Raw genomic sequence first — 18,031 nt, 5'->3', positions numbered from 1 at the left:
ATGAATATAAAGGAGTTAATAGGTGAGTTTAGTATTGTTGGAAGCAACCAAGACCAAGCAGCAGCAAGCTACAAAGGCACACTAGAGTTAACGTTAAACGAAAACAATAGAATAAACGCCAAGTGGACCATAAACAACAACCAAGAGCAATTTGGAACAGGCTTCTTTAAGGATAACATTTTGGTTATTAATTTTAATTACAAAGGAGACGATGGGCTTGTTTACAAAGGTGTTGTGGTGTACAAATGCATTACTAAAGATATTCTAGACGGTTTTTGGTCTGAGAAACATGGTAATCCATTATATCTAGGCGAGGAGCGTTGTTTTAGAATTGGTTCTCAAAAGGAAGCCGCTAATTAATATAAGATTTAGTGTACATCCAGAAATCGGTTACTCGTTTTATTATAACATAAATATAATACTAAGTTTATAAATTAAACGCGAACTATAATTACATCAAAATAATATAGACTTATCTTGCAGCCGTTTTTAATTGTAGTCAATACAATTAATATAAAAGTAACAATTATGGAGAAAAGGGAAAGTAAAGAAGATAAAGTAACCCAAATAAATAAAGTAGTAGAAAATTACTTTAATACAAATACAAAAAAGGATTGGATTCCTGTAAAAGATATTATGCCAGCTTTAATTGAAGCAGGTGTTTTTACAAAGGATAATAAAAAAGGCTTACCACTTAGAAAAGTACTAAGAGCTTTAGATAAAGAAAACAAACTAGATACAATACCATCTGTTCATGCACAAAGAATAGAAACTGCTGTGTATTGGTATTTAGTAAGAGAAGGCGCTGAGTTTACAGAAAATGAAGCTATAGTTACGGTCTCTAAAAAAGACAGATCTAAAGAGCTAAGAGAAAACAGCGATGAATTCTACATCTTGGACCTTTGCGACGAGTTGCTTAAAGAGAAAGCCTCACGTAAGCACACTTTTGCAGGTTTATTAGGAGATATGCATAAAAAAGGAAAGACACGAACAAAACTACCTTTAGCAGCCTATTACGAAGATGCTAATTTAGTAATCGAGTTTTTAGAAAAGCAAAACAATACCGAAGCGCATTTAGAAAAGCTAAATGTTATGACAGTAAGTGGTATTACAAGAGGAGAACAAATAATAAGATACAATAAAAGACGAAGAGATATTCTTGAAAAAAAGAGCATCAATTTAATTGAAATCGATTATTCTTTATTCGAATGTGATAACAAAAAGAACTTAAGTCGTGAAAAGGATAAAGACGTAAGACTTCTTAATAAGATACTGACGAAGTATATTAAATAAGAGAACATATTCCAAAGTTATATTAAAAGAGATCGAAATTGCATACCTAAAAAGATGTAGTTTCGATCTCTTTTTTTATAATACGTTTTTTGTGTTTTTATATCCTAAAAAGATGTTTATATAAATCTTAAATAGTATTATAATAATACTTTATAGATTTTTTATTCACTGTATAATAAGTAAAAGTAAATTTGTAGATATTAATAATTTACAATTATTATGAAAGTGAAAATAACAATAGTACTATTGTACGATTCGAAAAAAAAGAGATAGAAAACGAAGCACTTTTTAATGCTCTTAAAAAGTATTCAAACTCCAGATCTAATATTGTAGAATGTGAAGATACAGAGTGTGATATGGTTTACATTACTGAGCACGAAAGCTATAGAAGAAACTACCTATACCATTTAGATAAATATAGAAAGCTTAAAGATGAGTTTTTTAGTAACATACAAGGCAAATTTGCTTTTGTGAAAAGCTAATTAGTTTAAACTAAACGCATTAATTTGGTAACATTACATAAAATAGATTTACACAGAAGGCTTTGTATTAAAAAGGATTTAAACGAGTTATGTTCTTTGCATAACGTTTTGGAAGCTTTTAATACAGAACTAGATCACTTAAGTGTGATAGAAAAACAACTATTAAAAAACGTTTCGGTTTCTAGTGCAATTCTTGCAATGCGTAGAAAAAATGTAATGTTAATGGCATGTTTTTGTAAGTATAAGCAAGAACTTAATACAGAACTTGAATATAGTAAAACAGAATACGATTTAAACCGACTAAAAGTTCACGAACAAAAGCGAGAGAGTTATATCTTATTAATTGAAGATTTTAGTGCTTTTAAAAACCAGTATTACACGTTGCTTAAAAAGTTTAAACGCGACTAATTTTTAGCTTAATTGAGATTAATAAGAGTTTTTAAGTATATAGATTCTCAATGTTGGATTAATTAAATCCAACATTTTTTTAAATTTAATTATGATTTTTGTATGGTTATTTAATTTCATTAATTAATAACCATACAAAGTTGTATATTGCATAACAACACTCTGTTATGTATTTAAAACACTATATATCATTATTACTGACTTCTGTATTGTTTTTTCATCAATTAGAAGCTCAAGAATTACCACCAATAAATGTATTTACACCACAACAATATAATGGTGAGAGCCAGAATTGGGCAATTTCTCAAGCGCAAGACAAAACAATATATGTTGCTAACAATGTTGGTCTTTTAGAATATAATGGTGCTAAATGGACAAGGTATAACTCTCCAAATGAAACTATTTTACGCTCAGTAAAAGTTGTTGGTAATAAAATTTATACAGGTTGCTATATGGAGTTCGGTTTTTGGTTAAAAAACAACTTTGGCATTTTAGAATACACTTCACTTTCTAAGAATAAACAATTTTCTTTAATAGAAGACGAACAGTTTTGGCAAATAATAAATTTAGATAATTGGCTGCTGTTTAGTTCTTTAAATCGAATTTATATTTATAACACTATAGATGAGAGTTTTAGAATAATAGAATCAGAATCTACTATAACCAAACTGTTTAAAGTAGATAATGCTATTTATTTTCAAGACCTAGACATAGGTATTTATAAAATTGTTAATGGCAAGAAATCTATTTTTATTGACCATAATAGTGTAAGAGAAAATAGTATAATAAATATTTTTAGTTATCAAGGTAAACTTTTGGTACAAACAGAAAACAAAGGTGTTTTCGAATTTTACAAAGGCACTTTATCTCCATGGGATAAAGAGATTAATAAAACATTGTCTAACTATAGCTTGTATAGTAGTATTAAACTTAAAGATGGTGGATTTGCTTTTGGGACCATTTCTAACGGAGTTATTATATTAGATAAAAATGGAGAATTAGTACATGAAATAAATCAAAATTTAGGCTTAAGTAATAATACTGTGCTTTCTGTTTTCGAGGATGTAGATAGTAACATCTGGCTAGGTTTAGATAATGGTATTAATTGTATTAATAGTAAATCTCCAATAAAGATATTTTATGATTCTAAAGGACAATTAGGTTCCGTTTATGCTTCAGCAATATATAACGGCAATTTGTATTTAGGTACAAATCAAGGTTTGTTTTATAGAGACGTTAATAATGCAACGCAATCATTTCGTTTTATTGAAGGTACTCAAGGTCAAGTTTGGTGTTTACAAATAATAGACAAACAATTGTTTTGTGGTCATAATTCTGGTACTTATTTAATAGTAGGAAATCAGGCTAAAAACATTTCAAATGCTAAAGGGACGTGGTCTATAAAAACTATTAAAGGAAAACCTAACTTACTATTACAAGGTAATTATAATGGTTTAAATATTCTTGAAAAAGAAAATGGTGTTTGGAGTTTTAAAAATAAAATTGAAGGTTTCGATATTTCTTCGCGTTTTTTCGAATTAGTTGATAGTACAACTATTTTTGTTAATCACGAATACAAAGGTGTATATAAAATTGATGTAGATGATGCTTTTACAAATGTTAAAACCATAGATATTAAATCGGTTAGTAAAGGGTTGCATTCTAGTTTGTTTAAGTATAATAATGGTGTGTATTATGTGTTTAGAGAAGGCTTTTATAAGTATAATTTTAATGAAGACAAGTTCTTGATTGACAGCTTAATAAGCAGATCTTTTAAGCCGGAAAACTATACGTCTGGTAAATTAATTCACGATTTAGAATCTAACACACTTTGGGGATTTACAAAAACTGATATTATTCATGTAAAGCCAGGGAAACTATCAAACAAGCCAGAGATTAAAGAAATTGCATTACCCACAAGTTTTAGGAATAGTGTAATTAGTTATGAGAATATTATTCATGTTAATGGTAGTAAATATCTTTTTGGCACCAATTCTGGGTACTTAATTTTTGATATAAATAGATTTGAAAATACAAAAGAAACTATTGCATTAAAAACCATAGCAAGCAGTAAGTCTAATGGTAAATCTAAATCTTTAAGTATATTAGAATCTGCCGATTTAGAACCTTATGAAAACAATATTGAGTTTACTTACTGCTTAACTCAGTTTAATAAATTTAAGGTTACAGAATATCAGCATCAATTGCTTGGGATATATAACGAATGGAGCGATTGGACCACAGAACCTAAAGTGTTATATAAAAATTTACCATCAGGAGATTACACCTTTAATGTTAGAGCGAGAGTAGGTGAAAATGTTTCAAAAAACACTTCAACCTATCAATTTTATATCAACAAAACTTGGTATGCTTCTAATGTTGCAGTTATAATTTATGTTCTTAGTGCTATTTTATTAATCCTTTTGTTGCATTATTTTTTTAATAACTATCATAAAAGACAAAGAGAGAAAATATTAAGTAAAGCTCAACGAGATTTAGAGCATAAAGAGTTGGAAAATAAGCAACAGCAAATGCAATTTAAAAACCAACAATTACATCAAGACATAGAAAGTAAAAGCAGGGAGCTTGCTATAGCTACTATGAGTTTGATTAAAAAGAACGAATTCTTAAATAGTATTAAAACGGAACTAAACAGTAAAGGTTCTGATGCTAATATTAAGTCTGTAATTAAAATAATTGATAAAAATATAAACACTACAGACGATTGGAAGTTTTTTCAAGAAGCCTTTAATAATGCTGATAAAGATTTTCTTAAAAAATTAAAAACAGTACACAGTACATTAACACCAAATGATCTTAAATTATGTGCGTATCTTAGATTAAATCTATCTTCTAAAGAAATAGCACCTTTGCTAAATATCTCTCCAAGAAGTGTTGAAGTAAAACGTTATCGTTTACGAAAGAAAATGAATTTACCTCACGAAACAAGCTTAGCGAACTACATCATCGAGTTATAAGTACACAACACTAAGCCAAAGCACCTATACATTACCACAACATTATCATTTTGTAAATGATTTTATAAAAATATTTAAACATTTTCGATACTCTAAAAGTCGCATTGTTTCTAATGTACGGTGCTGAATTCGCAATATTTTACTCTTTATTTTGCGATGTATGTTTTTTGTAGCGGTATGTTTTGGCAAATCAGCAACTAATAAAGTTAAATTTACGTTCAATAAAAGCACAGTTTTTAATTTTAAATCTAATATGGCTAAAAACCAAACTAAAAAACAATACATATGAGGAAGAACATTTTTAGAATTATTCTAATTTTAATTTCTGCATCATCGGTATTTGCTCAGGCAGATAAAGTAACTGTTCAAAAGAATAGTGACGGTATGAAATTAGTAGTTAATGGAGAGGACTTCATGATTAATGGAATGAATTGGGGCTATGTTCCAATTGGTAAAAATTATTCATATAGTTTATGGAAACAATCAGACGATGTTATAAAAGCTGCACTAGATAAAGAAATGGGACTTCTTAAAAATATGGGAGTTAATGCAATTCGTCAATATACAGGAGTGCAACCAAAATGGATTAAATATATCTACGAAAATTATGGTATTCACACCATGCTTAATCATTCTTTTGGTCGTTATGGTTTAACCATAGATGGGGTTTGGGTTCCTGTAACAGATTATAGAGACCAGAAAACACAAGCGATGTTGTTGAATGAAGTAACAGAACTTGCCGAACAATATAAAAACACTCCAGGTTTATTAATGTTTCTATTAGGAAACGAAAATAATTACGGTTTATTTTGGGCAGGTGCAGAAACTGAAGATTTTCCAGATGAAGAAGAAAAAAGAAAAGCTGTTGGCGAAAAGCGTGGAAGACCAATGTATAAGCTAATGAATGATGCTGCATTGAAAATAAAATCTATAGATGGTTCGCATCCAGTTGCAATATGTAACGGAGATTTATTGTTTTCAGATATTGTAGCTGAAGAATGTAAAGATGTAGACATTTATGGAACAAACATGTATCGAGGTGTTTCTTTTGGTGATGCTTTTGAAGAGGTTAAAAACAAATTAAATAAACCTATTCTTTTTACAGAATTTGGAGCTGATGCATTTAATGCTATAAATAATGATGAAGATCAAGAATCGCAAGCCTATTATATGGTTGGTAATTGGAGAGAGATTTACGAGAATGCTGCTGGTTTAGGTAAATCAGGAAACTCAATTGGAGGTTTTACTTTTCAGTTTAGTGATGGTTGGTGGAAATATGGACAAACAAAAAACTTAGAGGTTCACGATAACAATGCTTCGTGGGCAAATGGTGGATATTCAAGAGATTTAGCACCAGGAGAAAATAACATGAATGAAGAGTGGTTTGGTATCTGTGCTAAAGGGCAAACAAACGATAGAGGTTTATATGATTTATATCCAAGAGCTGCATATTACTCTTTAAAAGAAGCGCATCAAATTAATCCATATATAGATGGTGTAGATCAAGATTTTATCAGTAATCATTTTAATAATATTAATTTAATGGACGCCGTTTTAAGAGCGCGTGGTGATAAAGCAGCTTTAAAAGGAGCAAGTAGCGATAAAATCAAACTTAGTAATCTAAGAGCAGAATTTACAACTTATAATACAGGTGGTTCTTTATTAACAACACCAGATAATCAAGATCCAGAAAACCCAAATGCGTCTCCAAGTCAATTAGGATTCGATCATATGCAATCTTATTATATTGGTGTAGAAGCAAATCCTGCTCCAAACATGAGAGCAAATGTAAACGTTAATATTCTAGGTAATGTAGCAACTAATCCTATAGATGAAATCTTTTATGAGAATAGAGGACAGTCAAGATCGGTAAATACAGACGATGGTAATCTTAATCTTAGCGATTTAAATAGATTACAAGTTTATAATGCAGAATTCGAGTGGAATGGTAAAGAAGCAGATGTTAGAGGTTTTTATAGAACAGGACACTATCATTGGGGTTACGAAGGAGATTTCTTCGGTTTATATCCAGAAGCAAATTACGGACCAAATTTAGATATCTATAATGGAGAAATTTCGGGTATAGAAATAGATGCTAAAAAAGGATTAAAAGGATTAAAAGCAGCTTTCGGGCCACAATTGTGGTGGGGAGCCAATCCTGCGTTTCTATTAAAATATAGTAAAACATTTGGGAAATATGATGTTACAGGAGTGTATCATGAAGATATTGATGATGTAGGTGAAGCTGTAACTTCTATAGCTGTACCATTACCAAAAACACGTAGAGCAACATTACATGTAAAAAGGGATTTTGGTAATATAGGAGTAGAATTAGGTGGTATTTGGGGAGGACAACCTTTAAATGGCAGAGAATTTCAGTTTGCAGAAGGAGAATCTGGTAATTATATAATTTATACAGATAAAATTAATAACGAAGATAATTGGGGAGCCAAAGCAAAACTAACCTACCAAAAAGGACGATTTAATTGGTATGGCCAAGGATCTGTAATGGGATTAGTTGCTAATGGAGGTGGAGACCAAACACAAACATTTACTGGTTGGAGACTAAAGGATTCAGGAAGTGGTAATCAAACAAACTTCCTTTCTGGATTTACTTATTCTTTTGGTAATTTTCAAATAGCTCCAAATTTTTTATGGCAAAAACCAATTGTTGCAGCAATGCCTAACGATGTTAATGGAACAGGTAGATTAAGAAATATTCAAGACGATCCATTTGCCGTTAGAGCAAATAGAGAAACAACTGCAGGAGAACTTTTATTGACTTACGATCCAACACCAGGAACTTGGATGTACGAATGGGATAATGATAGAGCAGAGGATGCTAAATTTGCAATGAATCTTGGTTTTGTATATCGTCACCACCCAACTGCTCAAGATGCTGCAATTGGCTTTTTAGCCAATAGAACAGCATTTGCCTTCCCTAATGCTGCACCAGCCGAAGATTTATGGGAAATAAATACCAGAATAGTTTCTAAGGTAAGTCCAGATTTAGGACTTATAGCAAATTTTTATACAGGTAACGGACAAGCAAACGGAAGCGACGAAAGATTGATCAATCGTTTTGGAGGAGATATTAGAGTTATCTATAAAAAAATAAAAATTGTTCACGAACTTAAATTAAACGATTGGGGACCATTTGATTATCATCGCGATTACAACCTTACCTATCCATTACAAACAATGTTAGATATATCTACAACATTAGGTAAGCCAGGCTGGTTTGTTTTGCCAGATACAAAAATTGGAATTCGTGGAACTTGGCGTTCGCTAGACGAATATTCGCCTAGATACACTCCTAATAACACAGCTTCAGAGTTTTCAACTTCACCTATATTAAGTCCAGTTGGGTTTGGTAATGGTAGCGAATGGGAAATTAGAACATACATACATATTAACATTGGAAAATAAAAAGCAAATAGATATGAAAAATAGAACATATACTTTTTTAAAAAAAGCAGCCTTTTTTGGACTTCTTTTCATCTCAATATTAGGTTGCGAAAGAGAGCCGTCAAGCGATGTAGAATTTGCAACATATCCTACAAATGGAGATGTTTTTATTGATGGGTTTGTTGGAGGTTTAGATTACTTTCCTTTTACAGGTTCTTTTTTAGAGGCTTTTTCTGTAGAGGAAGACGAAACGTATCAAGGATCAGCATCTATGCGATTCGATATACCTAGTTTTGGAGTTAATTATGGAGGAGCAACTTTTCCAAGTTTAGGACCACGAGATTTATCTGGCTTCGATGCATTAACATTTTGGGCAAAAGCGTCTCAAGGTGCAGATATTAACGAAATTGGTTTTGGTATCGATGGCAATACAGATAATAAATATCAAGTTACTGTTCAAAATTTACAAATATCAACAGTTTGGACTAAATATATTATACCAATACCTGATCCTTCAAAATTAATAGAGGCAGGTGGAATGTTTTGGTATGCAGAAGGTGCAGAAAATGCTGATGATGAAGGTGGTTACACTTTTTGGATTGACGAACTAAAATATGAAAAATTAGGTAATATTGCGCAACCAAGACCAGCTATTTTTAATAGTCAAGATATTGTGCAAACTGCATTTTTAGGAGCACCAATTCCTTTAACAGGTTTAACACAAACCTTTAATTTAGGGTCAGGTGTTAACCAAACAGTAAGTGCTGCACCTTCCTATTTTACATTTACCTCTTCAAATACAAATGTAGCATTAGTAAGCGAGTTAGGTATAGTAACTATAGTTGGTGAAGGTAGTGCGGTAATTACGGCTAGTATAAACGGAGTTCCGGCAGAAGGATCCTTAACAGTTAATTCGGCAGGTAGTTTTGATTTAGCTCCAACACCTACAAGAGATCCAAACACTGTAATTTCTATTTTTAGTGACCATTACACTAATGTACCTGTAGATTTTTATAATGGATTTTGGGAACCTTTCCAAACAACAACGTCTGCAGATTTTATAGCAAGTGGCGATAATATTTTAGGGTATTCAAACTTTAATTTCGTAGGGACTCAATTTGCTAATCCAACTATAGATGCAACGAATATGAATTTTTTACATGTAGATATTTATATACCAGATGGATTACCATCATTATTTGACTTTCTAATCTCGGTTGTAGATTTTGGGCCTGACGGAGTAGATGGAGGCACAGATGATACTAGACAACAAATATTTATAAGTGCTTCTGATGTTCAAGCAGACACATGGGTTTCATTAGATTTACCTATAACCTTGGCTGATAGAGATCACTTAGGGCTTATTATATATGAGAATATTAATTTTGCCACGTTAACTGATTTTTATTTAGATAACGTTTATTTCTACGAATAATTAATAATATAAAAAGATGAATAAAATCAATTATAAAAAAGATCTATTGAAAACGATTTCTATGTTTTTTATAGCAATGTTGTTTTTAGCAATTACAAGTTGTTCAACAAACGAAAAACAAACTGTAGCAAACTTTACAGAGATTGTTATGCAAGATGAGTTTAATACTGATGGAGCACCTAATAATGCACTTTGGAATTTCAACATAGGTAATGGCGAAAATGGTTGGGGAAATAATGAACTTCAATATTATACAGATCGTACAGAAAATGTAAAAGTAGAAAATGGCTATTTGTTAATTACAGCAAAAGAGGAACAATATAATGGATCTTCTTATACATCATCACGACTTTTAACAGAAGGTAAATTCGATCAGGCTTATGGTCGTTTTGAAGCAAGTATAAGATTACCATATGGTCAAGGTATGTGGCCAGCTTTTTGGTTACTTGGAGAGGATTGTGACGAAGTTATTTGGCCGCAATGTGGAGAAATAGATATCATGGAATATCGAGGACAAGAACCAACTACAGTTCATGGAACTGTTCATGGACCGGGTTATTCAGCTGGTGAAGCTATAACAAAATCTTACACTTTAGAAAATGACCGTTTCGATACAGGTTTTCATGTATTTGGCATAGAGTGGACACCAGAATATATTAATTACTATGTGGATGACGTATTATACAACCAAATTACACCAGAAGATGTCACTGGCGAATGGGTGTTTAATAAGCCGTTTTTCATTATTATTAACCTAGCAGTAGGTGGGAATTATGTTGGCTATCCAAATACAGAAACAGTATTTCCACAAACCATGTTAGTAGATTACGTAAGAGTTTATAAAAATATTAGTAACTAAAAAAATAAGAATTATGAAACAATTATTTAACAAAACTAAAAGTATTTTAATACTAGTATTAGCCTTATCTTTTTTAGGTTGTAATGAAGATGATGATGCGTTACCTCAAATAGTAGCAGGTTTTACACATACTATCGATTTTAATACCAGAACAGTTACTTTTATTAATACATCTACAAAAGCTACAAGATATTCATGGGCCTTTGGAGATCAAACTACTCTAGCGGAAGAATCAACTTCAACAGAGGTGAATCCAATAAAAAAATTCGCTAATAATGGTTCGTATACCATTGTTCTTACTGCTTCAAATTCTGCTGGTGCTTCTGATACTTATTCAGACACAATAATCTTTTTAGATGCTGAAATCCCTTTAATTACCTTAATAGGAGATGCAACAATGAATGTAACTTTAGGAGATGCTTTTACAGATCCGGGAGCAACAGCTCTTGATGATGTAGATGGAGATATTACACCAAGTATTGTTGTTGGTGGTGATACCGTTGATACTGCTGTAGAAGGTAGTTATATCATTACTTATGATGTAATGGATACTCAAGGCAATGAAGCGATACAAGTTACTAGAACAGTTAATGTTACTACTATAGTATGTACTCAAGAAACTTCAGAATCAATAGCAGCAGTAGATTTAAATATCACTTTTCAAACGAATACGCCTGCTGTAGTTGAAGATAATGCAACATTTACTTGGATAGATAATCCAGATGCTGCCGATCCATTAAACACCTCATGCAAAGTAGGTCAGGTAATAAGAGCTAATAACTCTCCTTATGATAATATACAAATTGATTTAACAGATAAATTAGATTTTATTGCCTCTGAAGGTGTAAAAATGAAAGTTTGGTCTCCTGTATCAAATACACCAGTTTTATTGAAATTAGAAGAAATTGGTAACGCTGGAAATTCCGTAGAACTACTTGCTACTACAACTGTAGTTAATGGTTGGGAAGAATTAACTTTTGATTTTGAAGCAACAACAACACCGCAATTTAATAAGATGGTGATTTTCTTCAATTTTAACGTAGCAGATGCTAGTACATATTACTTTGATGATTTAATGGTATATGGAACAGGTTCAGGAACAGGAGGTTCTTGTGTGCCAGAAACATCACAGTCATTAAATACAGCAGACATTAATATAACTTTTATGAGTGATCCGGCAGCTGCAGGTAGTGGTGTAACGTTTATTGAAGATAATGCTACTTATGAGTATGTTGATAACCCAGATGTTAGTACTGCCGTAAATAATTCTTGTAAAGTAGGTAAAGTAACCAAATTAGGTGTAGAGTCTTGGGATAATATACAGATTGACTTTGCAGATAAAATTACGTTTACAAACGGTTCTAATTTCACTGTCAAAGTATTTTCACCAGTCTCGGGTTATAAAGTGACTTTTAAGTTAGAAGATACGGCTGATGGTAATATAAATACAGAAGTAGCTTCTACTATAAGTACAACTAGCACAAACGCATGGGAGGAATTAACGATTCCATTTGGTGCTTCAGATAGTAATAAATATGATAAACTTGTAATATTCTTCGATTTAGAAGGGCCTGCAAATACAAATACGTATTATTTCGATGATTTAAAATTAAACCTTGGTACTGGCGGAAGCGGTGGTGGTGGTGGTACTTACGACCTTACACAAACAATTGATTTTGAGTCTACTGGATTTGGAGCTAACTGGGCTTGGAATGTATTTGAAAATGTTGGTAATGCACCATTAGAATTTGTAAATAATCCTGACGCTTCAGGAATAAACACATCTACTTCTGTTGCAAAAATCACAGCATTACAAGCAGGTGCGCCATGGGTTGGAACTGAAACAGCGCATGGAGAAATGGGTATAACATGGGATCTATCTTCTTCTAATGCTATTATTAAAATTATGGTTTATAAAACGATAATTAGCGATGTTGGAATTAAATTAGTAAATCCTGCTGGAGGAGCTCAAGAAGAGATTAAAGTATCAAATACCGTTATTAATCAGTGGGAAGAATTAACATTTGATTTTACTGGACGTATAGGAAATGGACTAGATGGCTCTACAAATATTGATCAAATAGTTGTTTTTCCTGATTTTGATGCTGCAAGATCATCAGATAACGTAGTATATTTTGATAACATCACTTTTAATTAATCTGTACGAATAATTCTTTAACTGCGATTTAAAACTATAAATATTGAATAATTAATTAAATATTAATGCGGTCTTAATTTGTGTTAGGACCGTGTTTTTTTTTGTGTAAAAACAAAGTAAAGTCTTTATTTAATCAACCTAAAAGGAGAATATATTGCTAATGGAACAAGTAATAAATAATTTAGAAAAAGCTAATATATCAATGACACAAGTAACCATTGATAAAGAAACCTATTTTAAGATTTCTAATAACGATGAAATGCGTCCTTTTTTCATGAGTATCGTAAGTGACTCTAATCATTGGATGTTTATATCTAGTAACGGTGGTTTAACTGCGGGACGTAAAAATTCTGAATATGCATTATTTCCATATTATACAGATGATAAAATTACAGAGTCTGCAGATATAACTGGTAACAAATCGATCTTCAAAGTTAAAAAAGAAGATCAAGAGTTTATGTGGGAACCATTAGCTATTAGATCACTTGGTAGATATCGTACAACTCAAAACATATACAAAAACAGATATGGTAACAAAATTATTTTTGAAGAAATTAATCATGATTTAGAATTAACATTTAGATACCAATGGAGTTCAAGTAACACCTTTGGCTTTGTGAAAAAGTCTAAATTAATTAATACTTCAAAAACGTCTGTAAGTGTGACTCTTTTGGACGGTATTCAAAATATAATGCCAGCTAGCATTGGTAGTGATATTCAAAATCAATCTAGTAATTTGGTGGATGCATACAAACGTAATGAGTTAGAAGTAGCTACTGGACTTGGAATTTATGCGCTTAGTGCAATTCTTGTTGATAAAGCAGAAGCAAGCGAAGCTTTAAAAGCCAATGTAGTTTGGTGTTTAGGTTTAGATAACCCAAAACACCTATTATCTTCATTGCAACTTAACAATTTTAGATCAGGTCAACCTGTAATGCAGGAGGTAGATGTAAAAGCGGAAAAAGGTGCTTATTTTGTGTCTACAGAAATTGAACTATTGGCAGATTCATCTAAGGAATGGACGTTTGTTGCCAATGTAAATCAAAATCATTCTGATATTGCATTTTTGTCAAAACAAATAAGAGAAGATAACACATTAATTGATAAAATTAATGAGAATATAGCCTTTGGAACCAAACGTCTTGTCGAGCTAAATGCTGCTTCAGATGGTATTCAAGTTTCAGCAGATAGTTTAAAAGATACACGTCATTTTGCGAATACATTATTCAACATCATGCGTGGTGGGATTTTTGATGATAATTATCAAATTGAAAAATGGGATTTCAAGAATTATCTTGTCAATGCAAATAAAAAAGTAGCGCGAACATCAGAAAGTATATTAAATACGCTACCAGAGGTATTCTCTTTATCAGAAATTAAAAAAATAGCATATAATAATGAAGATAAAAACTTTAGACGTTTGTGTTTAGAGTATATGCCATTAAAATTTAGTAGACGTCATGGAGACCCAAGTCGTCCTTGGAATAAATTTTCTATTAATACAAGAAGTGAAATTGATGGATCTAAAATTTTAGATTATGAAGGAAACTGGCGTGATATTTTCCAGAATTGGGAAGCATTAGCGCACTCATACCCAGAGTTTATTGAAAGTATGATTCATAAATTTTTGAATGCGACTACTTTTGATGGTTATAATCCGTATCGTGTAACCAAAGGTGGTTTCGATTGGGAAACTATTGAACCAGACGATCCTTGGTCTTATATTGGTTATTGGGGAGATCATCAAATTATTTATTTGCTTAAGTTTTTAGAGTTTATTAATAACCACAAACCAGGTAAATTAGAAAGTTTCTTTACAAAAGATTTATTTGTCTATGCTAATGTGCCATATAAGATAAAGCCATACAAAGACTTATTAAAAAACCCTAAAGATACTATCGTTTTTGACGATGCCTTAGATTATAAAATTCATGAAGAGCGCGAACAATTAGGAGCAGACGGTGCATTGCTAAGAGATGAAAATAGATTTATTATCAAAGCAAATTTTGTAGAAAAAATATTAGCAACGTCATTAGCGAAGTTATCAAACTTTATTCCTGAGGGAGGGATTTGGATGAATACGCAACGTCCAGAATGGAACGATGCTAACAATGCTTTGGTAGGTAATGGAGTATCTATGGTTACGCTTTATTATTTACGAAGATTTTTCGATTTCTTTGAAGATTTACTTGCTAAAACAAATGTCGTCGAAGTAGAAATTTCTAATGAAATATTTGACTTCTTCAACAGCGTATTAGAAACCTTTGAAAGTAACAAGAGCTTATTGTCAGGATCAATTTGCGATACTGATAAAAAAATAATATTAGATAGTTTAGGAAAAGCAGGGAGTGATTATAGAACCCATATCTACGATCATGCTTTTACAGGAAGAAAGGTATCACTTTCAATAGATAGGTTAAAAGATTTTATTACAATTAGTAAATCTTATTTAGAGCATTCAATTAGAGCAAACAAGCGTTCAGATAATTTATATCATGCATATAATTTAATGACTGTTAATGCAAATAATTCTGTTTCTATTTCTTATTTAAGTGAAATGTTAGAAGGTCAAGTTGCTGTTTTAAGTTCTGGATATTTAAACGCTAAACAAACACTTGAAGTATTAAATGCTTTAAAGAAAAGTAAACTTTTTAGAGAGGATCAATATAGTTATATGTTGTATCCAAATAAAGAACTCAAAGGGTTTTTAGATAGAAATACAGTCTCTGAAAAAGCTGTTTTATCCTCGAAATTATTAAAAGAATTATTAAGTGATGGAAACGTTCAGATCATTGAAAAAGATGTGAACGGAGAATACCATTTCAACGGAAATTTTAAAAATGCAAGTGATGTTTCTACTGCTTTAGAAAATCTTTCAGAAACCAAATATCACTCGCTTTTAGAAACTGATACTCCAAAAATATTACAAGCTTTTGAAGCTGTTTTTAATCATAAAGCTTTTACAGGAAGATCAGGTACATTTTATGGCTATGAAGGATTAGGGTCTATATATTGGCATATGGTTTCTAAATTATTATTAGCTGTACAAGAATGCTGTATAAAAGCTGTTAATGATGGTGAAGATGAAGTTGTTGTAGGGCATTTATTAGAACATTTCTATGAAATAAACGAAGGCATTGGTTTACATAAATCACCTGAATTATATGGTGCTTTTTCAACAGATCCATATTCGCATACTCCAGGAGGAAAAGGAGCACAGCAGCCAGGAATGACAGGTCAAGTAAAAGAAGATATTTTAAGTCGTTTTGGAGAATTAGGGATAGTTGTAAAACAAGGAAAATTATTATTTAACCCATGTTTATTAAGAAAAGAAGAATTTTTTACTAAACCAGCTTGTTTTGAATACATAGACATTTTTAACGAAAGAAAAAATATTCAAATGGAAAAAGGATCATTAGGATTTACGTATTGCCAAGTACCAGTAGTGTATCAAATAGCTCAAAATAACAAATTAGAAATAACTTTTAAAGAGGGTAGTTTAAAATCGTTTGATAGCTTATCACTCGACCAAGAAACAAGCCAAAAAGTGTTTAATCGTTCTGGTAAAGTTCAAAGCATAAAAGTATCAATAAAAGAAAATTACTTAAAATAAAAAGTAAGACCATGGCTAATAAAGTTATCATATTATGTGTTTTAATAGCTATAACTATGATGTCATGCAATCGAAATAATAAAGACAAACAAACCCGTAAAATCCAAAAAAAATTGACAGCCAAAGATATATTAGGAAACCCAGATTATTTAGCAATTTCTTATGGTGGCTACCGCGAAACAACAAGAGACAGTCAGCCTTTAATTAAAGAGCTTAAAAACGATCTAAAACTATTGTCTGCAATGGGAATAAAAGTGTTGCGCACTTATAATGTGCAACCAAATTTACCACATGCAGCTAATCTTTTAGAGGCCATTACAGAACTTAAAAAAGAAGATCAAACATTTGAAATGTATGTAATGCTTGGCGCATGGATAGATTGCCTTAATGCATGGACAGATCAACCTCTTAATCATGATATCGAAAGCCCAAATAATGCAAGTGAAATTGATAGAGCTGTGGCTTTGGCAAACCAATATCCAGATATTGTAAAAGTAATCGCTGTTGGTAATGAAGCTATGGTAAAATGGGCAACCAGTTATTATGTTCAACCAAATATTATTTTAAAATGGGTAAAGCATCTACAAGCTTTAAAGGCTTCAGATAAATTACCAAAAGACTTGTGGATAACAAGTTCAGACGACTTTGCTTCTTGGGGAGGAGCCGATGATTTCTATAAAGTTGAAGATTTAGAAAATATAATTAAATCTGTCGATTATATTTCTATGCATTCTTATCCATATCATAACACACATTATAACCCACAGTTTTGGGGAGTTCCAGAAGTTGAATATGAACACACCGAACTTGAGAAAATAGATAATGCTATGAAACGTGCTATTGAATTTTCTAAAAAGCAATACGATAGTGTTTCTAATTATGTAAAAAGTCTAGGTGTAGATAAGCCTATTCATATTGGTGAAACAGGTTGGGCAAGTACCTCTAATGGTTTTTATGGAAATGGAGGATCTAGAGCAACCGATGAGTATAAGCAAGGTTTATATTATAAGTTGATGAGAGAATGGACTGATAAAGAAGGTATTTCGTGTTTCTATTTTGAAGCTTTTAATGAAAAGTGGAAAGATGCACATAATCCTGAAGGGTCAGAAAATCATTTTGGATTATTTACCATAGATGGAAAAGCAAAATATCCAATTTGGGATTTAGTAGATAAAGGTGTTTTTAGAGGCTTAACCCGAAAAGGAAATACTATAACTAAAACTTACAATGGTAGCATTAAAAAACTCTTAGAAGAGGTTTTAGTTCCACCATCAAAACATGAAATTATGAATAGATAGAAAAACTTAGAGAGTTTAATAAGTTTCATTCTTAGGTTTTTGCAAATTGATTATAACATCTAAAGCTTTAAATGAAAGAACAATAGTTGGTCAAGGTTT

General features: G+C 31.5%; 10 protein-coding genes. All 10 read left to right on the top strand.

Annotated features, from left to right (window positions below; genetic code table 11):
• The 10 genes from CW733_RS06390 (at position 1) to CW733_RS06345 (ending at position 17,932) form a co-directional block, all read left to right on the top strand.
• On the top strand, positions 1 to 360 hold the full coding sequence (locus tag CW733_RS06390; protein WP_100996407.1) for a hypothetical protein: 360 nt from the start codon (positions 1 to 3) through the stop codon (positions 358 to 360).
• 168 nt (positions 361 to 528) lie between these two features.
• Positions 529 to 1,293 carry a hypothetical protein gene (locus CW733_RS06385; protein WP_100996406.1) on the top strand — a complete coding sequence of 255 codons (765 nt, stop codon included), beginning with the start codon at positions 529 to 531 and terminating at the stop codon, positions 1,291 to 1,293.
• A gap of 506 nt (positions 1,294 to 1,799) precedes the next feature.
• Entirely contained in the window at positions 1,800 to 2,183 is a 384-nt protein-coding gene (locus tag CW733_RS06380; protein WP_100996405.1) for a hypothetical protein, read from the top strand.
• Positions 2,184 to 2,350: 167 nt separating this feature from the next.
• Complete coding sequence (locus CW733_RS06375; RefSeq protein WP_100996404.1) at positions 2,351 to 5,161, top strand: LuxR C-terminal-related transcriptional regulator; 2,811 nt, start codon at positions 2,351 to 2,353, stop codon at positions 5,159 to 5,161.
• 285 nt (positions 5,162 to 5,446) lie between these two features.
• Positions 5,447 to 8,590, top strand: coding sequence for a glycoside hydrolase family 2 TIM barrel-domain containing protein (locus tag CW733_RS06370; RefSeq protein WP_100996403.1), 3,144 nt, complete (start codon positions 5,447 to 5,449; stop codon positions 8,588 to 8,590).
• Between the two features lie 13 nt (positions 8,591 to 8,603).
• Entirely contained in the window at positions 8,604 to 10,004 is a 1,401-nt protein-coding gene (locus tag CW733_RS06365) for an Ig-like domain-containing protein (RefSeq protein ID WP_232730406.1), read from the top strand.
• Positions 10,005 to 10,020: 16 nt separating this feature from the next.
• On the top strand, positions 10,021 to 10,863 hold the full coding sequence (locus tag CW733_RS06360) for a family 16 glycosylhydrolase (protein ID WP_100996402.1): 843 nt from the start codon (positions 10,021 to 10,023) through the stop codon (positions 10,861 to 10,863).
• 13 nt (positions 10,864 to 10,876) lie between these two features.
• On the top strand, positions 10,877 to 13,021 hold the full coding sequence (locus CW733_RS06355) for an immunoglobulin-like domain-containing protein (protein WP_100996401.1): 2,145 nt from the start codon (positions 10,877 to 10,879) through the stop codon (positions 13,019 to 13,021).
• Between the two features lie 160 nt (positions 13,022 to 13,181).
• A complete protein-coding gene (locus CW733_RS06350; RefSeq protein WP_100996400.1) occupies positions 13,182 to 16,634 on the top strand; it encodes a hypothetical protein in 3,453 nt (1,150 codons plus the stop codon).
• A 56-nt stretch (positions 16,635 to 16,690) separates the two neighbouring features.
• Positions 16,691 to 17,932, top strand: coding sequence for a glycosyl hydrolase family 17 protein (locus tag CW733_RS06345; RefSeq protein ID WP_369806631.1), 1,242 nt, complete (start codon positions 16,691 to 16,693; stop codon positions 17,930 to 17,932).
• Positions 17,933 to 18,031: the final 99 nt, after the last annotated feature.

The organism is Lacinutrix sp. Bg11-31, from assembly GCF_002831665.1.
In the GTDB taxonomy this organism is placed as follows: Bacteria; Bacteroidota; Bacteroidia; order Flavobacteriales; family Flavobacteriaceae; genus Lacinutrix.
This window is presented reverse-complemented; position numbering and strand designations above follow the sequence as displayed.

Excerpts from the sequence above, each read along its gene's own strand:
- CW733_RS06390 (WP_100996407.1), top strand. The coding sequence starts at position 1 with ATGAATATAAAGGAGTTAATAGGTGAGTTTAGTATTGTTGGAAGCAAC.
- CW733_RS06385 (WP_100996406.1), top strand. The coding sequence starts at position 529 with ATGGAGAAAAGGGAAAGTAAAGAAGATAAAGTAACCCAAATAAATAAA.
- CW733_RS06375 (WP_100996404.1), top strand. The coding sequence starts at position 2,351 with ATGTATTTAAAACACTATATATCATTATTACTGACTTCTGTATTGTTT.
- CW733_RS06370 (WP_100996403.1), top strand. The coding sequence starts at position 5,447 with ATGAGGAAGAACATTTTTAGAATTATTCTAATTTTAATTTCTGCATCA.
- CW733_RS06365 (WP_232730406.1), top strand. The coding sequence starts at position 8,604 with ATGAAAAATAGAACATATACTTTTTTAAAAAAAGCAGCCTTTTTTGGA.
- CW733_RS06360 (WP_100996402.1), top strand. The coding sequence starts at position 10,021 with ATGAATAAAATCAATTATAAAAAAGATCTATTGAAAACGATTTCTATG.
- CW733_RS06355 (WP_100996401.1), top strand. The coding sequence starts at position 10,877 with ATGAAACAATTATTTAACAAAACTAAAAGTATTTTAATACTAGTATTA.
- CW733_RS06350 (WP_100996400.1), top strand. The coding sequence starts at position 13,182 with ATGGAACAAGTAATAAATAATTTAGAAAAAGCTAATATATCAATGACA.
- CW733_RS06345 (WP_369806631.1), top strand. The coding sequence starts at position 16,691 with ATGATGTCATGCAATCGAAATAATAAAGACAAACAAACCCGTAAAATC.